This window comes from Salinirubellus salinus (genome assembly GCF_025231485.1).
In the GTDB taxonomy this organism is placed as follows: Archaea; Halobacteriota; Halobacteria; order Halobacteriales; family Haloarculaceae; genus Salinirubellus; species Salinirubellus salinus.
The window spans coordinates 1,306,525-1,326,277 of sequence record NZ_CP104003.1; the positions used below are offsets into that span (position 1 = coordinate 1,306,525).

General features: G+C 68.9%; 22 protein-coding genes. 7 read left to right on the forward strand and 15 right to left on the reverse strand.

Annotated elements, in window-relative coordinates; all coding sequences use genetic code 11:
• The first annotated feature begins 113 nt into the window (after nt 1-113).
• Together N0B31_RS07265 and N0B31_RS07270 are read left to right on the forward strand one after the other, a co-directional pair.
• Nucleotides 114-917: a hypothetical protein gene (locus N0B31_RS07265; protein WP_260595202.1), complete on the forward strand. Its 804-nt coding sequence runs from the start codon at nt 114-116 to the stop codon at nt 915-917.
• Nucleotides 914-1,192 carry a hypothetical protein gene (locus N0B31_RS07270; RefSeq protein WP_260595203.1) on the forward strand — a complete coding sequence of 93 codons (279 nt, stop codon included), beginning with the start codon at nt 914-916 and terminating at the stop codon, nt 1,190-1,192. The genes N0B31_RS07265 and N0B31_RS07270 overlap by 4 nt, the downstream gene beginning before the upstream one ends.
• A 1-nt stretch (nt 1,193) precedes the next feature.
• Here the strand turns inward: N0B31_RS07270 and N0B31_RS07275 are convergent, their stop codons facing one another.
• A complete protein-coding gene (locus tag N0B31_RS07275) occupies nt 1,194-1,637 on the reverse strand; it encodes a CBS domain-containing protein (protein WP_260595204.1) in 444 nt (147 codons plus the stop codon).
• Nucleotides 1,638-1,749: 112 nt separating this feature from the next.
• On the opposite strand from N0B31_RS07275, the gene N0B31_RS07280 reads away from it, so the two are divergent.
• Nucleotides 1,750-2,154 carry a DUF5658 family protein gene (locus tag N0B31_RS07280; RefSeq protein ID WP_260595205.1) on the forward strand — a complete coding sequence of 135 codons (405 nt, stop codon included), beginning with the start codon at nt 1,750-1,752 and terminating at the stop codon, nt 2,152-2,154.
• 168 nt (nt 2,155-2,322) lie between these two features.
• Here N0B31_RS07280 and N0B31_RS07285 read toward each other — a convergent pair whose 3' ends face one another.
• The 3 genes from N0B31_RS07285 to glmU all read right to left on the reverse strand — a co-directional run bounded on the left by N0B31_RS07285 (nt 2,323) and on the right by glmU (nt 4,689).
• Entirely contained in the window at nt 2,323-2,508 is a 186-nt protein-coding gene (locus N0B31_RS07285; protein ID WP_260595206.1) for a DUF7576 family protein, read from the reverse strand.
• A 66-nt stretch (nt 2,509-2,574) separates the two neighbouring features.
• Nucleotides 2,575-3,438, reverse strand: a complete 864-nt coding sequence (locus N0B31_RS07290) for an SDR family oxidoreductase (protein WP_260595207.1) — start codon at nt 3,436-3,438, stop codon at nt 2,575-2,577.
• 66 nt (nt 3,439-3,504) lie between these two features.
• A complete protein-coding gene (gene glmU, locus N0B31_RS07295; RefSeq protein WP_260595208.1) occupies nt 3,505-4,689 on the reverse strand; it encodes a bifunctional sugar-1-phosphate nucleotidylyltransferase/acetyltransferase in 1,185 nt (394 codons plus the stop codon).
• A 207-nt stretch (nt 4,690-4,896) separates the two neighbouring features.
• Here glmU and N0B31_RS07300 point away from each other — a divergent pair, with 207 nt between their 5' ends.
• The gene (locus N0B31_RS07300) at nt 4,897-5,094 is read left to right on the forward strand and encodes a XapX domain-containing protein (RefSeq protein WP_260595209.1); all 198 of its coding nucleotides are present in this window, start codon (nt 4,897-4,899) and stop codon (nt 5,092-5,094) included.
• A 192-nt stretch (nt 5,095-5,286) separates the two neighbouring features.
• Here N0B31_RS07300 and N0B31_RS07305 read toward each other — a convergent pair whose 3' ends face one another.
• From N0B31_RS07305 to N0B31_RS07325, 5 genes are all read right to left on the reverse strand, one after another.
• Complete coding sequence (locus N0B31_RS07305) at nt 5,287-7,116, reverse strand: FAD-binding protein (RefSeq protein ID WP_260595210.1); 1,830 nt, start codon at nt 7,114-7,116, stop codon at nt 5,287-5,289.
• A gap of 72 nt (nt 7,117-7,188) precedes the next feature.
• The gene (locus N0B31_RS07310; RefSeq protein ID WP_260595211.1) at nt 7,189-8,085 is read right to left on the reverse strand and encodes a succinate dehydrogenase/fumarate reductase iron-sulfur subunit; all 897 of its coding nucleotides are present in this window, start codon (nt 8,083-8,085) and stop codon (nt 7,189-7,191) included.
• Nucleotides 8,082-8,447: a succinate dehydrogenase/fumarate reductase transmembrane subunit gene (locus N0B31_RS07315; RefSeq protein WP_260595212.1), complete on the reverse strand. Its 366-nt coding sequence runs from the start codon at nt 8,445-8,447 to the stop codon at nt 8,082-8,084. Before N0B31_RS07315 ends, N0B31_RS07310 begins: the two co-directional genes overlap by 4 nt.
• A 1-nt stretch (nt 8,448) precedes the next feature.
• Nucleotides 8,449-8,841: a succinate dehydrogenase, cytochrome b556 subunit gene (sdhC, locus tag N0B31_RS07320; protein WP_260595213.1), complete on the reverse strand. Its 393-nt coding sequence runs from the start codon at nt 8,839-8,841 to the stop codon at nt 8,449-8,451.
• A gap of 131 nt (nt 8,842-8,972) precedes the next feature.
• Entirely contained in the window at nt 8,973-9,998 is a 1,026-nt protein-coding gene (locus N0B31_RS07325) for a succinylglutamate desuccinylase/aspartoacylase family protein (RefSeq protein WP_260595214.1), read from the reverse strand.
• Nucleotides 9,999-10,123: 125 nt separating this feature from the next.
• On the opposite strand from N0B31_RS07325, the gene N0B31_RS07330 reads away from it, so the two are divergent.
• Complete coding sequence (locus N0B31_RS07330) at nt 10,124-11,473, forward strand: RimK family alpha-L-glutamate ligase (RefSeq protein WP_260595215.1); 1,350 nt, start codon at nt 10,124-10,126, stop codon at nt 11,471-11,473.
• Between the two features lie 16 nt (nt 11,474-11,489).
• Here the strand turns inward: N0B31_RS07330 and N0B31_RS07335 are convergent, their stop codons facing one another.
• Nucleotides 11,490-12,797, reverse strand: coding sequence for a DUF2238 domain-containing protein (locus N0B31_RS07335; protein ID WP_260595216.1), 1,308 nt, complete (start codon nt 12,795-12,797; stop codon nt 11,490-11,492).
• Nucleotides 12,798-12,901: 104 nt separating this feature from the next.
• Between N0B31_RS07335 and N0B31_RS07340 the strand changes: the two genes are divergently transcribed.
• Both N0B31_RS07340 and N0B31_RS07345 read left to right on the forward strand, forming a co-directional pair.
• Nucleotides 12,902-13,513 (forward strand): metal-dependent hydrolase, encoded by a 612-nt coding sequence (locus N0B31_RS07340; protein WP_260595217.1) that lies wholly within the window; start codon nt 12,902-12,904, stop codon nt 13,511-13,513.
• Nucleotides 13,510-14,097, forward strand: a complete 588-nt coding sequence (locus tag N0B31_RS07345) for a DNA-3-methyladenine glycosylase family protein (protein ID WP_260595218.1) — start codon at nt 13,510-13,512, stop codon at nt 14,095-14,097. The genes N0B31_RS07340 and N0B31_RS07345 overlap by 4 nt, the downstream gene beginning before the upstream one ends.
• Here the strand turns inward: N0B31_RS07345 and N0B31_RS07350 are convergent.
• The 5 genes from N0B31_RS07350 to N0B31_RS07370 all read right to left on the reverse strand — a co-directional run bounded on the left by N0B31_RS07350 (nt 14,094) and on the right by N0B31_RS07370 (nt 19,745).
• Nucleotides 14,094-14,984 carry a pyridoxamine 5'-phosphate oxidase family protein gene (locus tag N0B31_RS07350; RefSeq protein ID WP_260595219.1) on the reverse strand — a complete coding sequence of 297 codons (891 nt, stop codon included), beginning with the start codon at nt 14,982-14,984 and terminating at the stop codon, nt 14,094-14,096. The genes N0B31_RS07345 and N0B31_RS07350 overlap by 4 nt on opposite strands.
• A gap of 142 nt (nt 14,985-15,126) precedes the next feature.
• On the reverse strand, nt 15,127-15,735 hold the full coding sequence (gene cysE, locus N0B31_RS07355; RefSeq protein ID WP_260595220.1) for a serine O-acetyltransferase: 609 nt from the start codon (nt 15,733-15,735) through the stop codon (nt 15,127-15,129).
• A gap of 245 nt (nt 15,736-15,980) precedes the next feature.
• The gene (locus N0B31_RS07360) at nt 15,981-17,828 is read right to left on the reverse strand and encodes an acetyl-CoA carboxylase biotin carboxylase subunit (protein ID WP_260595221.1); all 1,848 of its coding nucleotides are present in this window, start codon (nt 17,826-17,828) and stop codon (nt 15,981-15,983) included.
• Nucleotides 17,829-17,937: 109 nt separating this feature from the next.
• Nucleotides 17,938-18,201 carry a DUF8022 family protein gene (locus tag N0B31_RS07365; RefSeq protein ID WP_260595222.1) on the reverse strand — a complete coding sequence of 88 codons (264 nt, stop codon included), beginning with the start codon at nt 18,199-18,201 and terminating at the stop codon, nt 17,938-17,940.
• The gene (locus tag N0B31_RS07370) at nt 18,201-19,745 is read right to left on the reverse strand and encodes an acyl-CoA carboxylase subunit beta (RefSeq protein WP_368389231.1); all 1,545 of its coding nucleotides are present in this window, start codon (nt 19,743-19,745) and stop codon (nt 18,201-18,203) included. The genes N0B31_RS07365 and N0B31_RS07370 overlap by 1 nt, the downstream gene beginning before the upstream one ends.
• Between the last annotated feature and the right edge of the window lie 8 nt (nt 19,746-19,753).

A 19,753-nucleotide genomic window follows, 5' to 3' on the forward strand; every position in this document is an offset into this window, starting at 1 on the left:
TCAGTAGTGTCCCCACGCTCATATGCGTGTCTCAAGGGGTAATCGAGACGGTCGACGACTCGAGATTCGACCGGCACGAAACCCTTTTTTTCCGTGGCTGCAGTCGTTAGACCATGCCACTCGCCGACCCGACGCCGTTACACCTGCTCGCGTCGCTCGGCACCGCCGCGTTCGTCCTCGTGCTGCTCGTCGTGCTCCGGCCCCCGGTGACGCGGGCGACGCCCGTCGCGTTCACACCGTGGGCGTGTGTCGCGGCGTTCACCCACTACCTCGCGCTGGAGGGCATCTACCCACCGACCGTCGAGCCCCTGTTCGGCGGCACGCTGGTCGGGCCGACGGTGTTCGCGCTCGCCGGGGGGCTCTGGCTCCTGTTCCGTGGCCTCGCCGTCGTCCGCGACCGTGAGGAACGCGGCGTCTACCTCGCCGCGTCCGGTGCCGGCGTCGCGCTCGGACTGGGCGTGGTCACCGTCTCGACGCTCTCGTTCCAGCGAGGTGATGCGTTCGTCCTCGTCGGCGTCCCCACGCTGGCCCTGGTGCTCTCCGGCGTGGGCTACCTGAGTCTCGGGCTGGTCGACCCGCCGGGGTTCGCTCGCGCCAGACTCGCCGGTTACCTCGTCGCCTTCGCCCAGACGTTCGACGGGGTCGCCAGCGCCCTCCTCGTCGACGGGCTCGGACGCGAGGTGACCCGGCCGAGCGTCGAGGTCGCCTTCGCCATCGCCGGGACCGTCGGGAGCCCCGAACTGCTCGGCGTGGGCTGGCTGCTCGTCGTCCCCCGACTCGTCCTCTCGCTCGTCGCCGTGGCCGCGCTCACCCGCGGGAGCGTCGAGACGGAGGTGTACCGCGTGCTGGCGCTGGCGGTGCTCGTCGCCGCGGGTGTCGCCCCCGGAGTGACCGCGATACTGGAGGCGACAGGATGACCGGGGACGACTCCCCGTACGAGCGGGCGGTGAGCCGGAGTGGGTCGAAGGTAGACCGGGGACCCGACGCGTTCGGCGTCTCCATCGCCATCGGCGTGGGCGTGGTCGTCGGCCTCGCGCTCGGGCTGCCCGCACTCCCGTCGGGGACGGTGGCCGTCGGCGGGTTCGACGTCGACGCGGTGGGCGCCGTGCTGCTCGCCTCCGTGCTGTCCGTCCTCGTCGTCCCGCTCGGGACGTACGTGCTCTACCAGCTGTTCTTCTTCGCCGACCGGTAGCTCACTCGAACTCGCCCTTGCTCATGTCCGGTTCGGGCTGGGCGGTCATCCCCACCTGGTAGCGCGGCAGGTACAGCGCGAGGTCGGTGGTGGTGATGATGCCGACGGCGCGGCCCTCCTCGGCGACGGGTAGTTTCTTCACGCCGTTGTGACCCATCCGCTCGCCCGCGACGCGGACCGTCTCGTCCGGACCGATGGTGACCACGGGGTCGGTCATCAGTTCGGCCACGGTCGTCTCGGCGGGGTCGCGGGCGTCCGCGACGCTCTCGACGACGTCCGACTCCGTGACGATGCCCTCGATGCGGTCCTCACCCACGATCAGCGACCCGATACCTGCCGCCGCGAGCGTCCGTGCCGCCTCGGCGACGGTCGTCTCCGCCGCCACCGTCTGGACGGGTGTCGTCATGACCTCGCTGACCGGCGTGTCTATCTCCTCGTCTGACATGGGAGGATGGTAGAGCGGCCCGCGCATAAGCGGGGGACCAGCCGGCATATCTCGCCGGTCCCTTGGCTGAGGGCGACGATACGCTTTTTCTGTGACGATGCCACGAACGGGTATGGCACCGACACCCACGCCCCGGTACCGGGGACCCATCGGTCCGGATCGCATCATGGAGTACTGGAGCTGGGTGGCGTGGGCGCTGTTCCTGCTGGTGACGGTGGATATGCTGACGACGCTGTTCGCCGCGAGTGTCCTCGGCACGGCCGCGGAGGCGAACCCGCTGATGCGCTGGGCGCTCGAACGTGGACTGGGGACGCTGCTGGTCCTGAACCTCGCCGCCGTCGTGTCCGTCGTCGCGTTCTTCTACGCACTCGTCCAGATGCTCGAACGGACCCCGGAGCGCTACCAGTCCGAGTTCTCGCTCGTCGTCGAGGTGTGGCTCGGTCTGTTGCTGTTCGCGGGACTCGCCGTGTTCGCGAACAACCTCAGCGCCATCTTCCTCGGCCAGTCGCTGCTCTGAACTCCCCGTGTGAACGATTCACAGAGTTTAGTACCGTCGAGCGCGTAGTGTAGCTGGCGTGCACGGCGGTACCGACTGTCACCTTGGGTAGGGAGAGAGCACGGTTCCTGTCTGGCACGCCCTCTGCGGTTCTCTCAGAACTCGTGGCCGTGGCGCTAGACTCGGGTCTCAGCGACCGTCCCAGTCGGCGCGACAGTCTTCGTCACAGAAGTGCGCGCTCTGGACGTGGTCGTCCTCGACCCACGTCAGCACCCTGTGGCTGGGGCTGTGTACGATCGGTCGGTCGCAGGCCGAACACCTCGGCGCGTCGGCCTCGGTGACGTCCTCACCGAGGTCCGAAGTCGGGTCTACCATTACAGAACAGTGGCGCAGCGGCCCACTTAGCCCCTCCCGTTCGTGGGCTATCTTGCCGGCCGGTCCCTACTCGCTCCGGCGGTACTCGGGGTCGAACATCTGGACCGACATCGGGGCCGGGTCCCCCTCGGTGAGGTTGTACTCCGAGAAGTCGGTGACGCCGTTCTCCCGCAGGAAGTCCTCGTCGAGCACCGCGTTCCCGGTGAACTCGGCGGGGTCGCGCGACAGCATCTCGAGGACGGTGTCGGACAGGATCTCCGGGTGGCGCCAGTCGTCCTCCGTACCCAGGCCGAAGTAACGCGTCGCGCGAGTGTCGATGGCCGTCACGGGCCAGAACGTGTTACAGCCCACGTCCCACGCCGCGAGTTCGTCGGCCAGCGAGAGCGTGATGAACGACATCCCGAGCTTCGTCCAGGCGTAGGGGGCGTGCCCCGGAGCGCGGTCCACCTTCACCGGCGGCGCGTTCGTCAGGAGCCACGCGTCGTCGACCTCCTTCAGGTGGTCGAGGAACGTGTACGAGGTGATGTAGGTGCCTCGCACGTTCACGTCGGTCAGCAGGTCGAACCGGTTCGGTGGGAGGTCCTCGACGTTCACCGGCTGGATGGCCGAGGCGTTGTTGACGACGATGTTCACCTCGCCGAAGTGGTCGACGGCCTCCTCGAACGCCGCCTCGACGCTCTCGTCCTCGCGGAGGTTCAGTTCGATGGGGAGTGCGTCGACGCCGAGTGCCTCGGCCTCGCGGGCGGTCTGCTCGATGGTCCCCTCGAGGTCACGCTCCTCGCCGTAGTCGTTCTCCTCGCTGGTCTTGCCGGTCGAGACGATGTTACAGCCCTGCTCGGCCAGCGCCAACGCGAGGTGCTTGCCGATGCCGCGGGTGGTCCCCGTGATGAACGCCGTGCTCCCGGAGAGGTCGGGTTTCTCGAGACTCATGCGCCCGAGGTTCGGTGCCCCCCGTCATAAGACCGACCATACCGGGAATACCTCCACCGTGACCCGTCAGCGGTCGCGAGAGACACGCTCGCCCGGGAGGACGCGCGCACCGGCTGAGAGGACGACACCGGGGTCGAGGCTCGCGTTCACGCCCGTCTTCGCATCCGGGCCGGCGACGAGGCCCATCTTCCGGCGGCCCGTCGAGACCCGGTCGCCCTTCACCGTCATCTTCACGGCCGCGCCGTCGTGACGCAGGTTGGCGATCTGGGTCCCGGCCCCGAGGTTCACGCCTGGCCCGAGCACCGAGTCCCCGAGGTAGGTCAGGTGGGGGACGTTCGACCCCGCCATCACGACGCTGTTCTTCACCTCGACGCCGTGGCCGACGTGGACGTCCTCGGCCAGCAGGGTCGCCCCCCGGAGGTAGGCGTTCGGGCCGACGTCTGCACCCGCCCGGATCAGCGCCGGTCCCTCGACGACGACGCCCGGTTCGACGGTGGCACCCTCCTCGACGACCACGTCGCCGCGCAGGTCGGCGTCGCCCTTCACCGCACCGTCGACCCGTCGCTCCAGTTCGCCCAGTTTCCACTCGTTGGCCTCGAGGAGTTCCCACGGCCTGCCCACCCCCATCCACCGCTCGACGGGGACGGCGCTGACCTCGCGCTCCGCGACCAGCCGCTCGACCACGTCGGTGATCTCGTACTCGCCACGTTCGGACTTCTCGACCTCGCCGACCCACTCGCGGGCCTCGGCGGGAAAGTGGTACGCCCCGACGTTGACGCGGTCGCTGGGCGGGTCAGCGGGCTTCTCGACCACGTCCACGACCCGGTCGCCCTCGAGCGAGAAGACACCGTAGGGCCGCGGGTCGTCGACCTGGTACGCGCCGAGCGAGGGGCAGGTGTCGAACAGCGCCTCGATGCTCCCCTGGTCGTAGAGGTCGTCACCGTTCATGACGACGAAGTCGCCGTCGAGGTACCCGGTGGCGGCGTCGACGGCGTGGGCGGTGCCGAGTTGCTCCTCCTGGACGGCGTACTCGACGGGGACCCCGCGGTACTCGCTCCCGAAGTACTCGCGGACGGCGTCGGCCTCGTAGCCCACGACGAAGACGAGTTCGTCGGCCCCTGCGTCGACGGCCCCGTCGACGGTGTGGGCCACGAGCGGCCGGTCGGCCACGGGGAGCATCGGCTTCGGTACCGTCTCGGTCAGTGGCCGCATCCGGGTCCCCTCGCCGGCCGCGAGCACGACTGCTTGCATACACCATCCGGTCACGGCGGGCAGGGATATCGCTACCGGCTATCGATCGCGAACAGGCGGTCGACCGCTCCATCGGACGCTGACCGCGCTCCCGCGAGACGCCCGACGGCCGCTCTCAGCGCACGCGCCGTCTGGTCCCGGCACGGGATTTGAACCTTCGCGACGTCCCGGTCCGTTTTTGCCTCCGCACTGCACACTCCCGTCGGCATGAGCAACGTCGTCACCGTCCTCGCGTTCCTGACCGGCCTCCTCACGGGCGCGCTGTTCGCCTACCTCGAGATCCCCATCCCGGCCCCGCCGAGCATCGCCGGCGTCCTCGGTATCGTCGGCATCTACGCCGGCTTCAAACTCGTCGAGTGGTCGGGGCGGAGTTTCGACCTGCTCGGGGCGCTGGGGCTGGGCTGAGCGGGGCTGTAGCTGTGGTGTAAAGGTCCAGAACGCTCACCCGCTTCGAGCGCCGCAGGCGCGAGAAGCGCCTTTTTCATGAACGTTTTTCGAGCAACGAGGCGGCTCCGCCGCCTCGTGCCGTGCGAGCGGGCGCTGCGCGCCCGCGAGCAGAGAGCGGTGCGCCGCAGGCGCACCCGACGACAAAAAGGGTCAGTAGGAACGGACCTTCGGCTCGTACGTCTTCTCCTCCCCCTCGAGGATGACCGGCTTGTAGTAGAGCTTCGGCTGGCCATCGTTCCACGAGATCATCGTGTGCTTGAGCCACGTCTCGTCCTTGCGCTCCTGGTGGGCCTCCCGCCAGTGGGCGCCGCGGAACTCGTCGCGGGCCAGCGCGCCGAGCGTGATGGTCTCCGCGATGTCGATGAGGTTCCGCGTCTCGATAGTGTGGATGAGGTCCGTGTTGTAGGTGCGCGAGGGGTCACTGACGGCGACGTCCTGGTACTCCTCGCGGCACTCGCGGATGATCTCCAGCGCCTTCTTCAGGTTCTGCTCGCGCCGGAACACGTTGACGTTCTCCGTCATCGCCTTCTGGAGCTTCTGGCGGACCTCCGCGTGGTTCCGGCCGTCGTTCTCCAGCATCTCGGTCATCCGGGTGCGCTCGCGCTCGACGGCGCTCTCGACGACCGCGCCGGGGTCGACCATCGCGCCGTCGGCGGCCACGTCCTCGTCCGGGCTGTCGAGGGCACCGGGCGAGACGGGCGTGTCGAGCCCCGTCTCGTCCTCTGTGCCGGCGCTCGGGCCGGTCGGAATCTGCGCCTCGCCGAGGTCACGCCCCGCGGCGTGGTAGCCCGCGCGGGCGCCGAAGACGATGAGCTCCGGCAGCGCGTTGCCGCCCAGCCGGTTCGAGCCGTGGACACTCACGCAGGCACACTCACCAGCGGCGTAGAGCCCCGAGATGCAGGTCTCCCCGTTCTCGTTCGTCTCGATGCCGCCCATGTGGTAGTGCTGACCGGGCTTGACCGGCATCGGCTCCTCGAGCGGGTTGACCCCCTCGAAGTCCTCCGCGAGGTGGATTATGTTCTCCAGGCGGTCGACGATGCGCTCGTCGCCGAGGTGGCGCATGTCGAGGTAGACGTACTCGTCCTCGATGCCGCGGCCCTCGTTGACCTCGGTGAGTTCGGCACGGGAGACGACGTCGCGCGAGGCGAGTTCGCCGGCGTTGTTCGCGTAGCCGTACTCGAACATGAACCGCTCGCCCTCCTTGTTGTAGAGGATACCCCCCTCGCCACGGACCCCCTCGGAGATGAGGACCCCCGTGGACGGGAGCGTGGTCGGGTGGAACTGGACGAACTCCATGTCCTCGACCGGCGCGCCGGCGCGGTAGGCCATCGCCGGGCCGTCACCGGTGTTGGCGACGGCGTTCGTCGTGTGGTCGTAGACCTGACCGTCGCCACCCGTGGCGAGGACGACGCCGTTGCGGGCGTGGAAGCCGACCACGTCGCCGCTACGGATGTCGTAGGCGACGACGCCGTGGCACTCGCGGTCCTCGGGGTCGTCGTGGTCCGTGACGGCGAGCTGGGAGACGTAGAACTCGTCGTAGACCTTGATACCCCGCTTGACGACCTGCTCGTACATCGTGTGGAGCAGGTGGTGACCGGTCTCGGCACCGGCGTAGGTCGTCCGCGGGAACGAGAGGCCGCCGAACGGGCGCTGGCTGACGCGCCCGTCGTCCTCTCGGGAGAACGGCATCCCCCAGTGTTCGAGCTGGATGACCTCCTCTGGCGAGGTGCTACAGAGTGTCTCGATGGCGGGGGCGTCGCCGAGGTAGTCCGACCCCTTCATCGTGTCGTACGCGTGGTCCGTCCAGTCGTCGCCGTCACGGAGCGCGGCGTTGATGCCGCCCTCCGCCGCGCCCGTGTGGCTTCGGACCGGGTGGAGTTTCGTGACGAGGGCCACGTCCGCACCCTCCTCGTGTGCTGCGATGGCCGCTCTGAGACCGGCGCCGCCGGCGCCGACCACTATGACGTCGTGTTCGTGCATTCTATCGTTGTCTCGTGTTAGGATTTGTGTTACTTGAGGCTGTCTTTCGGGGAGGCTATCGGGGGTCGTCGCTCACCAGAACTTCAGGTTGCTCTTGACCGCCTCGCGCTTGAGCTCCTGTATGTGTTCGGTCAGCGGGATGTCCTTCGGACAGACCTCCGTACAGGAGAACTGGGTCTGGCACCGCCAGACGCCGTGTTCCTGCTCGATTATCTCGAGGCGACGCTGCTTCTGGGCCTCGCCCTCGCGCTCGTCCATCGCGAACCGGTAGGCCTTGTTGATGGCCGCCGGCCCGAGGTACTCGTTGTCCCCCGCCGCGATGTTACACGAGGACATGCACGCGCTACACCAGATGCAGCGCGTGGACATCTTGATCTTCTCGCGGTTCTCGCGGGTCTGGCGCTGCTCCTCCAGTTCGCCCTTCGGGTACTCGTCGGTCTGGAAGTACGGCTCGACCGCCTCCATCTGGTCGTAGAAGTGCTGCATGTCGACGACCAGGTCCTTCACGACGTCCGAGTGGGGCAGCGGCTCGATGGTGACGGTGCCCGGCGGCCCCTCGCTGTCGTCGAGGTCGGCGAGCTGTGTCTTGCAGCCCAGTCGCTGGCGTCCGTTGACGAACAGCGCGTCCGAGCCACAGACGGCCTGTCGGCAGGAGTGCCGGAACGTGAGCGAGGAGTCGTAGTGGTCGCGCGCGTACATCAGCGCGTCCAGCACGGTCATCCCCTTGTGGAACGGGACGGTGAACGTATCGAACCGGGGTTCCTTCTTGCCGGCGACCTCCGGGTCGTAACGGAAGACCTTCAGTTTCACCGTGGTCTCGGCGTCGCGGACCTCCTGCTCGGCCTTCTCCTCCATGAAGCCGTAGTCGACCTGCGCGGCCCGCGCCGCGCCGACGGCTTCGGTCTGTTCGACGGCCTCCTCGACCGTCTCCTGTTCCTCCTGTTCCTGTTCGGTGACTTGCGTGCTCATAGTATCCCTGCCATGGCGAGTGCGACGCGGATGCCCTGTGCGACGAGGACGACCCCACCCAGCGCGAGACCGTACTTCACGACGGTCTTCGGTGCGCCCGAGATGCCCTGGTTCACGAGGGCGTTGTAGACCCCGTTGACTCCGTGGAACGTGGCCGTCACGAGGAACAGTACCATCGTGAGGAAGTAGCCGGCCTGCTGCATCCGGAGGTTCGTCCCCATGAACGTGATGTCCGCGGCGTGGTTCACGAAGTGCAGCAGCATGAAGTGGAACGCCAGCACCACGACGAGGAACGCCGCGGTGAGTCGCTGGAGCAGCCAGCGGGTCCCCTTCGGCTCGAACGAGGAGTAGTAGTCCGCCATCTCAGAACACCCCCTCGAGGAACGTCGGCACGCTCGCGACCACGATGGCCGCGGTGAGGACGAGCGACGCGTAGAACGAACGGTCCTGCGATTCCAGCCCGATACCGAGGTCCACGAAGAGGAGACGGAGTCCGTTCAGGATGTGGAACACCGCCACCGCCAACAGCCCCACCTCCAGGAACCGGACCACGACGAGTTCCTCCAGTCCCTGGAGAGTGTTGGTGTAGGTGGCCCCATCGACGGTCGCCGTGCTCAGCACGGCGATGTGCGTGAACAGGTAGCCGATGAGCACCCAGCCGCTGAACTTGTGGAGTACCCACGCCCACATGCCGGCGGAGAACTCCTTCCAGCGGCCGAAGTCCTCGATGAGACCCCGGTCGTACGATTGGCTCATTACGTTGGAGTGTGCGGAGCACACACAAATAGAAGTTACTAAAGCCACGGCCACGACGGCCGGCGCTTACCGGGAGTTCCGGGGCCGGTCCTGACCCCTCCGCCGGGCACGCAGGCTCCTCCTCGTCCCGCTCAGGGCCGGTCGTCGGCCGCCTGCTCGTGTTCCAGCGCCCGCCGGGTCCGAACGTCCAGTTTCACGAGGTGACACATCGGGTTCCCCGGATACACGAGTGGGTTCTCGAGGGTCCCCACCAGCAACCCGGTGAAGGGTGCCTCCACCACGTCCGAGTCCGTCTTGAACGGGTTCGTGATGGTACAGATGCGGTCACCCTCGTACACGAGCGACCCCACGTCGTGGTGCATCTCGACGAGCCCACCCACGTCCGCCCGGAGCCACGTCTTCTCGTCCCAGCCCCCGATGACGGTCCGCCACCCCGGCCACTGGACGGACTCCGCGGGACGGACGCCGAACTCGGCGAACACCGAGAGCACGCCGGAGAGTGCCTCGTCGATGAGGTCACGCTGGAACCGGTGGGCCTCGCCCATCTCGATGGTGATGGTCGGCGTCCCGGCGTTCGAGGCTTCCTGCCGGAGCGTCCCCTCCGGCCCCTCGCCCGCGATGATGACGTTCGACGCGAACGCGTTGGCCACCCGCGCGACGGGTTCGTCCTCCATGTCGGCCCGCACGTGGAGCATGTTCGTCCGGCCCCGCGTGGAGGTGTGGAAGTCCAGCCCGATGTCACACGGGGCGATGAAGTTCCGGAAGACGCGGGCGGCGATGCGTTTCGCGCTCGTCGACGTCTCGTCGCCGGGGAACGAGCGGTTCAGGTCCCGGTCGTAGATGGGGAGGTAGCGTTGCTGGGCGATGAAGCCGGGGACGTTCAGCACCGGGAGACAGACGAGAGTGCCGTGGAGGTCCGAGTGGTCCCACTCGTGGGCCACCTCGCGGACGACCTCGATGCCGTTGAGTTCGTCGCCGTGGGCCGCGGCCGAGAGGAAGATGGTGGGGCCCGGATGCTCGCCGTTGACGATGGTGACGGGGATCTTGATCGGGTCGCCGAGGTACGTCTCGCTGACCCCGTAGCGGATGTTCTGGGTCTCGCCGGGGTCGACCCGGCCACCGTCGTACGTGAACGCGTCGCCGGGAGTGTCGGTCATGCCCCCACCCAGACGGTGGGGGCATAAAAGCGTGCAGAAGCGGGTGGAGGCCCGCGTGAGTCAGCCCCTCACAGACCCGTTCGGTCCATCGTCAGCGTTTTGCCCCCGCTATCCCCACGCCTGTTATGAACGACCCGGTCACTGTCGGGGTGTTGAGTCTCCACGTCTCGAAGGAATCGAAGGCCATCCTGAACGCGGTGGACGACCTCGGCCACGACACGGCGTGGCTGCGCTCGGAGAACACCGTCGTCGAGATACAGGACGGCGAGGTGACGCTCGAACCAGACGTCGACATCATCGTCAACCGGCTGTTGCTCTCGAAGGAGGAGCAGCCGGCCGAGGCGCTGGGGCTGGCGACGATGCTCGACCGCCTGCGGCCGATGTTGAACCACCCGACGGAGACCATGACCGCGATGCACAAGTTCGCGTCCGCGACGGCGCTCGCCGAGGCCGGCGTCCCCGTCCCCGACGCCCTGCTCGCGCTCTCGAAGGACCTGTTGAACGACCGCCTCGACGAGTACGGCGAGGAGGTCGTCTACAAGACCGCCATCGGGACCCACGGCGGCGGGACCTGGAAGATCGACGCCGACGGGCAGGTGAACCCGATGGTCGGCTCCCGGCAGGCGTTCCTCCAGCGATACCTCGAACACGACGCCGAGCGCCACTCAGACCTCCGGGTCTACACGGTGGGCGGACGCGTCGTCGGCGCGATGAACCGCTACGCCCCGGAGGGCGAGTGGCGGACGAACGTCGCCCTCGGCGGCGACGTGGAGGACGCGACGGAGAACCTCTCGCGGGAGGTCCGCGACATGGCGACGCGCGCGGCCGACGTCGTCGGGCTGGACTACGCGGGCGTCGACATCATCGAGGGGGAGGACGGCTACTACGTCCTCGAGGTGAACCCCACGGCCGGGTTCAAGGGACTGTTCCAGGCGACCGGGCGCTCGCCCGCCCCGCACATCGCCCAGCTCGCCATCGAGCAGGCCGGCGGCGAGGTGGCCGAGGAGAAGGTGTACGAGCTGTCGGCGTCGCTCGACGACTCCACGCCCGCCTGTACGCCCCGTACGGCCAGCGACACGCCGACCGAGCCGGTCGTCGTGGGCTACATCGAGGAGGTGGTCGTCGCCGGGACGAAGGGCCAGCGGACTATCAAGGCCAAGTCCGACACGGGGGCGACCCGGACCTCCATCGACGCGCGGCTCGCCGCCGAAATCGGGACCGGCCCCATCAAGGACATCGTGAAGATCAAGTCGGGGAGCCTGAAGTCCGGCCGCTCGCGGCCCGTCGTCGACCTCGTGGTCGGCATCGGCGGCACGCAGCACACCGTCACCGCGAGCGTCGAGGACCGCTCGCACATGGACTACCCCATCCTGCTCGGCCGCGACATCCTCCAGCACTACCACGTCGACGTGCGCCGGCGCGCGGAGGACGGGACCCAGCGGCCGCTGGAAGAGGCGGCCGAGGAAGAGGAGTAGACGGCCGGCGGTCGGGTCAGGACCCGCCCGACCCGCCGGGGCCGGCGCGCTCGCGAGGGACGGGCGCCCGGGCCGCCCGGCGGCGGAACCCCCACTCGAACGCGAGGCCAGCCAGCAGGCCCGCCGCGGTGGAGTAGACGAATCCCCACATCAACGCCTCCTCGACGACGAGTTCGGGCCCGGCACCCAGCAGGAACGACGTCCCCAGCCACAGGTCCGACGCCCACCGGACCAGCGCCCACAGCCCCTCGGCCGCCATCGTCGTGACGACGACGAACCCCACGGCGAACCGGGGGCTCATCTGGACGCTCGTGAACAACTGGAGTTCGACGGCGACCACGAGCGCCACGGCGGCCACGGCGACGTGGGTGGCGAACTCCGAGAGCGGGCCGGGACCCGCGAACTCGTAGACGACACCGGGGACGGCGACGAGGACGAGCAGCCACCACGGCAGCATCACACGCGAGGAACGGTAGACGGCCGGCGGCAACACCGCGAGGACGACGACGGCGGCCGTGAACGTCCCGCGCAGCGCCGACCCGGAGAGGAGTTCGACCACGACCAGCCCGACCAGCAGGACGACGAGGCCCCACGCGAGCTGTGCGTTCTGGCGCGTGTCGCGGACCACGGTGGCGAGGCTGACGAGGCCGGCAGCCTCCTCCCGCGATCCCTCGCGCAGCGCCTCGAACCGCTGTTCGCGGTAGTCCTCCAGCCGCTCTCTGAACGTCTCTGCCACCTCGTCGTACACACCGGTCCCGAACAGCGCGGCGACCAGCCCGCCCACGAGGTCGAACAGGAGGTCCGCGAGCGTGTCCTCCACGCCGTACTGGATGAGGACGGGGGCCATCCCGAGCGCCCGGGCGAGGACGCGCAGCGAGAACTCGAGCACCTCCCAGAGCACCCCGAGCGCGAGCGTCACGGTGAGGACGAGGACGAAGAGGAACCGTGGTGTGAGCCTGACGGCGTCGCTGTACTCGTCGATGGCCTTCACCGCGGCGTAGCCGACACCAGCGACGATACTCGCCGAGAGCGTGTGCGTGAGGTGGTCGAACCACCAGAGCCCGTCGTAGAGGCCGACCATCCCGAGCGAGTGGAGGAAGACGGCGGCAGTGATGAACGCGACCAGCCACGGACTCGCGGAGATGCGGTAGTCGCGTTCGAGCATCGCGGGCAAGAACGTCACCCCGAGCGCTAGCACCCCGTTGACGACGATAGAGGGGTTGCGGACCCACACCCCGAACAGGAGGATGACGACGATGGCTCCCTGGAGCAGCCGGGTGGTCGCTCTGCCGTACCGGTCCGGGAGCGTGGGGAGCCGCGGCATATCGGAAGGAGGCGGCGAGACGGTATAAGTCTCCGTCACCGCCACGAGGTCAGTCAACGATTCGCACGTAACGGGGAAATAGTGCAGTACCATACTGTGGGTCGATGATGGCAACGACGCACGCGCTGGCCGGCCTCGCAGTCGCCAGCGTGACCCTCCTCGTCGCTCCGGACCAGGCGCCGGTGGCGATGGCGGCGGCCGCGTTCGGGGGGCTGTTCCCCGACCTCGACCTCTACGCCGGGCACCGTCGGACCCTCCACTACCCCGTCTACTACCCACTGGCCGCGGCCGGGGCGTTCGCCTCGCTGGCGGTCGTCGGCACCGTCGCCACGCTCGCGCTGGCGTGGTTCCTGCTCGGTGCCGCCCTCCACTCCGTGATGGACGCGTTCGGCGGCGGCCTCGAACTCCGGCCGTGGGAGGGGACCTCCGACCGCGCGGTGTACGACCACTTCAACGAACGGTGGCTGGCACCGCGCCGCTGGATCCGCTACGACGGTGCCCCGGAGGACGTGTTGCTCGCCGGCACCCTCGCGGTCCCGGCGGTCGTCGCGGGGCCCGCGCCGCTCGACGGCATCGCGCTCGGACTGGTCGTCGTCTCGATGGGGTGGGCGCTCGCCCGAAAGTCCGTGGCGACGGCCGCCGAGCGGCTCGTCCCCCTCCTGCCGCCGCGGCTGGTCTCGCACCTCCCCGAGCGGTTCACGGAGGGGACCGCGTGACCGACGGTCCGACCGACCCCGTCGAACGGCTCCGGGCCGACCCGCACCTCGGCCCGGTGGTCGAGGCGCACGGTCCCGTGACGGTCGAACCGGCCGCGGACCCGTTCGCCCGGTTCGTCGTCGCTATCGTGAACCAGCAGCTCTCGACGCAGTCGGCCGCAGCCATCCGCGAGCGACTGTTCGACCGCTTCGAGGTCACCCCCCGGACGATACTCGGGGCCGACGAGTCGGCCCTCCGCGAGGTCGGGCTGTCGAGTCAGAAGGTCCGGTACGTCCGGAACGTCGCCGAAGCCTACGAGTCGGGGAAGGTCGACCCCGCTCGCTACGCCTCGTTCACGGACGAGGAGGTGGTCGACGACCTGACCGACATCGTCGGCGTCGGCGACTGGACCGCCCGCATCTTCCTGATGTTCGTCCTCGGACGAGAGGACGTGTTCCCAGTCGGTGACCTCGGCATCCGCAAGGCGATGGCCGCGCTGTTCGAACTGGACCAGTCCGACCGCGCCGCGATGGTCGAGACCGCCGAGCGCTGGGCGCCACACCGCACCTACGCCTCGCTCTACCTCTGGCGCTCCGTGGACTAGAAGAACCACCCGGTGAGTCCGGACTCGCCGAAGTACTCGCGGGTCCGACGCTTGCCCTCCACCACCGACCGCAGCACGTCGAGCCGGGTCTCCCGGCGCATCGAGAAGTGGCTGCCGGCGCGGAGTCGCACGCGGTCGCCAGACACGCCGACGACGCGACCCCTGACCACGCGCTGTCCGAGCTGTCGCACGTCAGGGGTGTGCCAGTGGAGGAGGAGACAGGCCGGGTCGCCCTCACTCGCCGGGACGGGCGCGACCGGGTCGAGGGTCGCCACGTCCCCGGGGACCTCGAACCCTCGGAGTGGGACCGGCGTGGGGCCGTCGCGCCCGCAGACCCCGAGCACCGCCCGGTCGTGTTTGCCGGCCTCTGTCGCCCCGAGTTCGACCACGGGCCACGCCGGGACCGCGGGGGCCGTGGGGGCAGGCGTTACCTCCTCGACACCGGTGGGGTCGATGCGGACCACGACGCGGAGGAGGTACCAGTCCATCAACAGGCGGCCGAGGCGGGACTCGAGGACGCCGTTCTCCGTGAACGCCCGGCGTTTCTCCCCGTCCGGTTCGTCGGCGATGAGGCCGGCGACGTACTCGGCGTTCGCACGAACGTCCGCGTCGTCCACCGTCGCCGTCCCCCGAACGAGCAGCGACGGGCCGCCCGACCCACCGTGCAGCAGGAGCGCCACGGCCGGGTTCTCGCGGACGTGCTCGACCTTCCCGGCGTACGCCGGCGGCGAGGTGACCACCACGCACTCGCGTCCCTCGTCGTAGAAGGGTGTCAGCGGGTAGACGACCGGCCGTCCCTCGCTGGCGGCGGCGAACTCGGCCGTCACCGAGCGGTGGACGGCCTGCCGGAGTCGGTCGTGGTCCACCGACGGCGGCGTCAGTACCACCGGTGGACACCTCGTGCGTCGCGCATCCGGTGTCAGAGGCCGCGTCTCACACCTAAATCTTCGGGTCGTGTGCACACACTACACGACGGGTGGAGTGGGGTGGGGTGGGTACCTTCCGGCCTCGCCGCTTGACCACCGCCCGTCAGTGCACCCTGGCGGTACCGTCGGAGAGGTGGCCTTCTCGCTCCTCGTCCTCCTCGCCGCCCGCTTCCGAGTCGGGCCGCTCGTCGACGCGACTGGCGGGGTTCCCGACCACCGTCGCGCCGGCCGGGACGTCCCTCGTGACGACGGCGCCGGCACCGACCGTCGCGCCCTCACCGACGGTGATGGGGCCCAGTAGGGTCGCGTTGGCCCCCACGGTCACGCCGTCGCCGAGCGTCGGGTGGCGCTTCTCGCGTGCCATCGAGGTGCCACCGAGGGTGACACCGTGGTAGAGTACCACGTCGTCGCCCACCTCGGCAGTCTCACCGACGACGACGCCCATCCCGTGGTCGACGAACAGCCGGCGGCCGATCTCGGCCGCCGGGTGTATCTCGACCCCGGTGAGGAACCGGGCGACCTGCGAGAGGGCGCGGGCGGCCAGCGGGTGGCCACGCCGGGCGATGGCGTGGGTCACCCGGTAGAACCAGACGGCGTGGAGGCCGGCGTAGAGCAGTACCTCCGCGGTCGAGCGGGCGGCCGGGTCGTTCTCCTTGGCGGTGCGGACGTCCTCGTGGACGGTTCGGCGGATTCGGTGTAGCGTGTCGAGCATGGGTGCTGTCGTGTCGAGTGGGTGTCGTGGGACGGGACCGCGCGTGCCCTGCAGGCGTGGCGGGAGTCGGCGGGCGAACGTGGAGAATCAGGCCTGTCGCCGACAGCGACAGCGAGGGCCAGCGCGAGCGGTCGGCTGCGGAACGGGGCGACCACGGCGGGCCGTCGCGGCCACGCTGGCGTGGGTCATAACGAGAGTCAAGCGCTGCGGAGGGAAAAAGTGTCGGTTGGAGACCTTGGCCTAGCTCACTCGAAGACGATGAGCACGTCGCCCTGGTTCACCGACTGGCCCTCCTCGACGGCCACCTGTTTGACCGTGCCGCCGTGCTCGGCGATGACGTCGTTCTCCATCTTCATCGCCTCCAGCACGCAGACCACGTCGCCGGCCTCGACGGTGTCGCCCTCGTCGACGTTCACCTCGAGGATGGTCCCCTGCATCTCGGCGTCGATGGAGTCGCCCTCGACGGTCGTCGTCCCGCCGCCGGACCCCCCGCCACCGCCGGAGCCACCACCACGCGAGGGGCGCGGACCGCTCCCGCCACCACCGCCACCGCGAGCGGCCACCGCGGAGGCACGCTCCTCCAGGTTGACCTGGAACCGCTTGCCGTTGACCTCGACGGTGAACTCGCGCTCGACCGTCTCCTCGTCGTCGGCCGAGGGCGTGGAGTCGGCCGGCCCCCACTTCTCCTGCGCCTCGGTCAGCCGCTCCTGTTCCATCGACTCGTCGAGGTACTTCGTCGTGTGCTCGCCGGCGAGGAACGGGTCGTCCTCGAGCATCATCCGGTGGAACGGGACGATGGTGACGATACCCTCGATATCGTACTCCGCGAGCGCACGCTTCGACCGGGCGATACACTCCTCACGGGACCCACCGTGGACGACGAGCTTCGCCACCATCGAGTCGTAGTCGGTGACGAGGTCGTCGCCCTGCCGGAGCGCGTCGTCCATCCGCACGCCGGGGCCGCCCGGCGGGTCGTACGTCTCCAGTTTGCCGCCTTGCGAGGGGGCGAACTCCTTGGCCGCGTTCTCCGCGTTGATGCGGAACTCCATCGCGTGGCCGTCGATCTCCACGTCGTCCTGCGAGAAGTCGATCTCCTCGCCGGCAGCGATGCGAATCTGCCACTTCACGATGTCGATGCCCGTGATCTCCTCGGTGACGCAGTGTTCGACCTGGATGCGTGTGTTCACCTCGAGGAAGTAGAAGTTCGCGTTCTCGTCGAGGAGTTCGCCGGACGCGCCGTCGCGGTCCTCCTCCTCGACGAGGAACTCGAACGTGCCGGCGTTGACGTAGCCCGCTGCGTCCGCACCGCGGCGGGCGGCCTCGCCGATCTTCTCCCGGAGCTCGTCGGTCAGCGCCGGGGACGGTCCCTCCTCGATGACCTTCTGGTGGCGGCGCTGGAGCGAGCAGTCACGCTCGCCGAGGTGCCGGACGTTGCCGTGGCCGTCGGCGACGATCTGGACCTCGATGTGCCGCGGGTTCTCGAGGTAGCGTTCGAGGTAGACGTTGTCGTTGTCGAAGTACGCCTCGCCCTCGCGCTTGGCCGTCTGGAGTTGCTCCTCGGCCTCCTCGGGGCCCTCGACGACCTTCATCCCGCGGCCACCGCCGCCGCCCTCGGCCTTGATGGCGATGGGGTAGCCGTACTCCTCGCCGAACTCGTGGACCTCCTCGACGGTCTCGCAGGGGTCGGTCGTGCCGGGGACGATGGGGACGTCGGCCGCGGTCATCGTCTTGCGGGCCTTCGTCTTCTCGCCGAGCTGCTCCATCGAGTCCGAACTCGGGCCGACCCACGTGACGCCCTCGGTCGCCTCGACCTTCGCGGCGAACTCGGCGTTCTCCGCGAGGAAGCCGTAGCCGGGGTGGATGGCGTCGGCGCCCGCCTTCTCCGCGGCCTCGATGACGGCCTCGTGGTCGAGGTAGGAGTCGGCCGCGCGCGCCGGCCCGATGTTGTACGCCTCGTCCGCGTAGCGGACGTGCCCGGAGTGTTTGTCCGCCTCGCTGTACACCGCGACGGTCCCGACCCCGAGGTCCTCGCAGGCCCGCATGACGCGAACCGCGATCTCACCTCGGTTGGCGACGAGTACCTTGTCGAACATTCCTTGACCCGTCCCTCTCCCGTCGCCCACGTCACTATTTCGGTTCACAGAGTCACAACACGTTGGAAGTTGTGAACCGCCGTCGGCCAGGAGGTTGACGCGGCCGCCCTCACCGCATCCGCGTCGTCCGTCCCGCTGCGGTCCAGGCGTCCTCGGGCGCGGACGTCGGGACCCGTGCCTCCCGTCGCTGGAGCGCCGAGACGCGACCGGCGAACGACCACCGTCGGGGGTTCCACGGCTCCTGGGCCGACTCCTCGGTGTCTGCGGCCGCCTCCAGCGCCGCGAGGTGGGCGTTCACCACCGCGGCGATGGCGACGGCCTCGTCCTCGCTGGCGTCGTCCGGGACGTCGAACTCGTACTCGTCGTCGCTCATCACAGCGGGATGTTACCGTGTTTCCGCGAGGGGTTCTCCTTGCGCTTCGAGCGCAGCACGTCGAGGTCGCGGATGAGACGACGGCGCGTGTCCTTCGGCTCGATGACGTCGTCGACGAACCCCCGCTCGGCCGCCGTGTACGGGTTCGCGAACGTCTCGCGGTACTCGTCGATGAGGTCGTCGCGCAGTGAGTCGGGGTCGTCGGCGTCGGCGAGTTCGTCGCGGTAGAGGACGTTCACCGCGCCCTGTGGCCCCATCACGGCGATCTCGGCCGTGGGCCACGCGTAGTTCACGTCCGCCTCGAGGTGTTTCGAGGCCATGACGTCGTACGCGCCGCCGTACGCCTTGCGCGTGATGACGGTCATCAGCGGGACCGTCGCCTCGCTGTAGGCGTACAGGAGTTTCGCGCCGTGCTTGATGATGCCGCCGTGCTCCTGGTCGGTGCCGGGCATGAACCCCGGCACGTCCACGAACGTCAGGATGGGGATGTTGAACGCGTCGCAGAAGCGGACGAACCGCGAGCCCTTGAGCGAGGCGTCGATGTCCAGCGTCCCGGCGTTCACGCGGGGCTGGTTCGCCACGACGCCGACCGCGTGCCCGTCGAGACGCGCGAACCCCGTGACGATGTTGCGGGCGTACGCCTCGGCCACCTCGAAGAACGACTGCTCGTCGACCACGTCGCCGATGACGTCGGTGATGTCGTACGGCTTCTGGGGCTGGTCGGGCACGACGTCCTCGGCGGCCGTACACTCCCGTTCCGGGTCGTCCCACGGCTCCACGCTCGGCGGGTCCTCCACGTTGTTCTGCGGGAGGTACGAGAGCAGGTGCCGGATGTCGTCGAGCGCCTGTTCCTCGGCCGCCGCCGAGAAGTGCGCGACGCCCGACTCGCCGGTGTGGGTCCCCGCGCCGCCGAGTTCCTCGAACCCCACCTCCTCGCCCGTGACCGTCTCGATGACGTCCGGCCCGGTGATGAACATGTGGCTGGTCTCCTGGACCATGAAGATGAAGTCCGTGATGGCGGGGGAGTAGACCGCACCGCCTGCACACGGGCCCATGATGGCCGATATCTGGGGGACGACGCCGCTTGCCTTCTGGTTGCGGTGGAAGATCTCGGCGTAGCCCGCGAGCGAGTCGATACCCTCCTGGATGCGGGCACCCGCCGAGTCGTTCAGTCCGATGATGGGCGCACCCGTCTCGATGGCTCGGTCCATCATCTTGGTCACCTTCTCCGCGAACACCTCGCCGAGCGACCCGCCGAAGACGGTGAAGTCGTGGGCGAAGACGAAGACGGTACGGCCGTCCACCTCGCCGTAGCCGGTGACGACGCCGTCGCCGGGCACCTTCTTCTCGTCCATGTCGAAGTTGGTCGAGCGGTGTTCCCGGAGCGTGTCGAACTCCTCGAACGTGCCGTCGTCGACGAAGTAGTCGACACGCTCGCGAGCGGTCATCTTGCCCTTCTCGTGCTGCGCCTCGATACGGGCCTCGCCGCCGCCCTTCTCGGCTTCGGCCTTCCGCTCGCGTAACTCGTCGATGCGGTCTTCCATCGTCACGG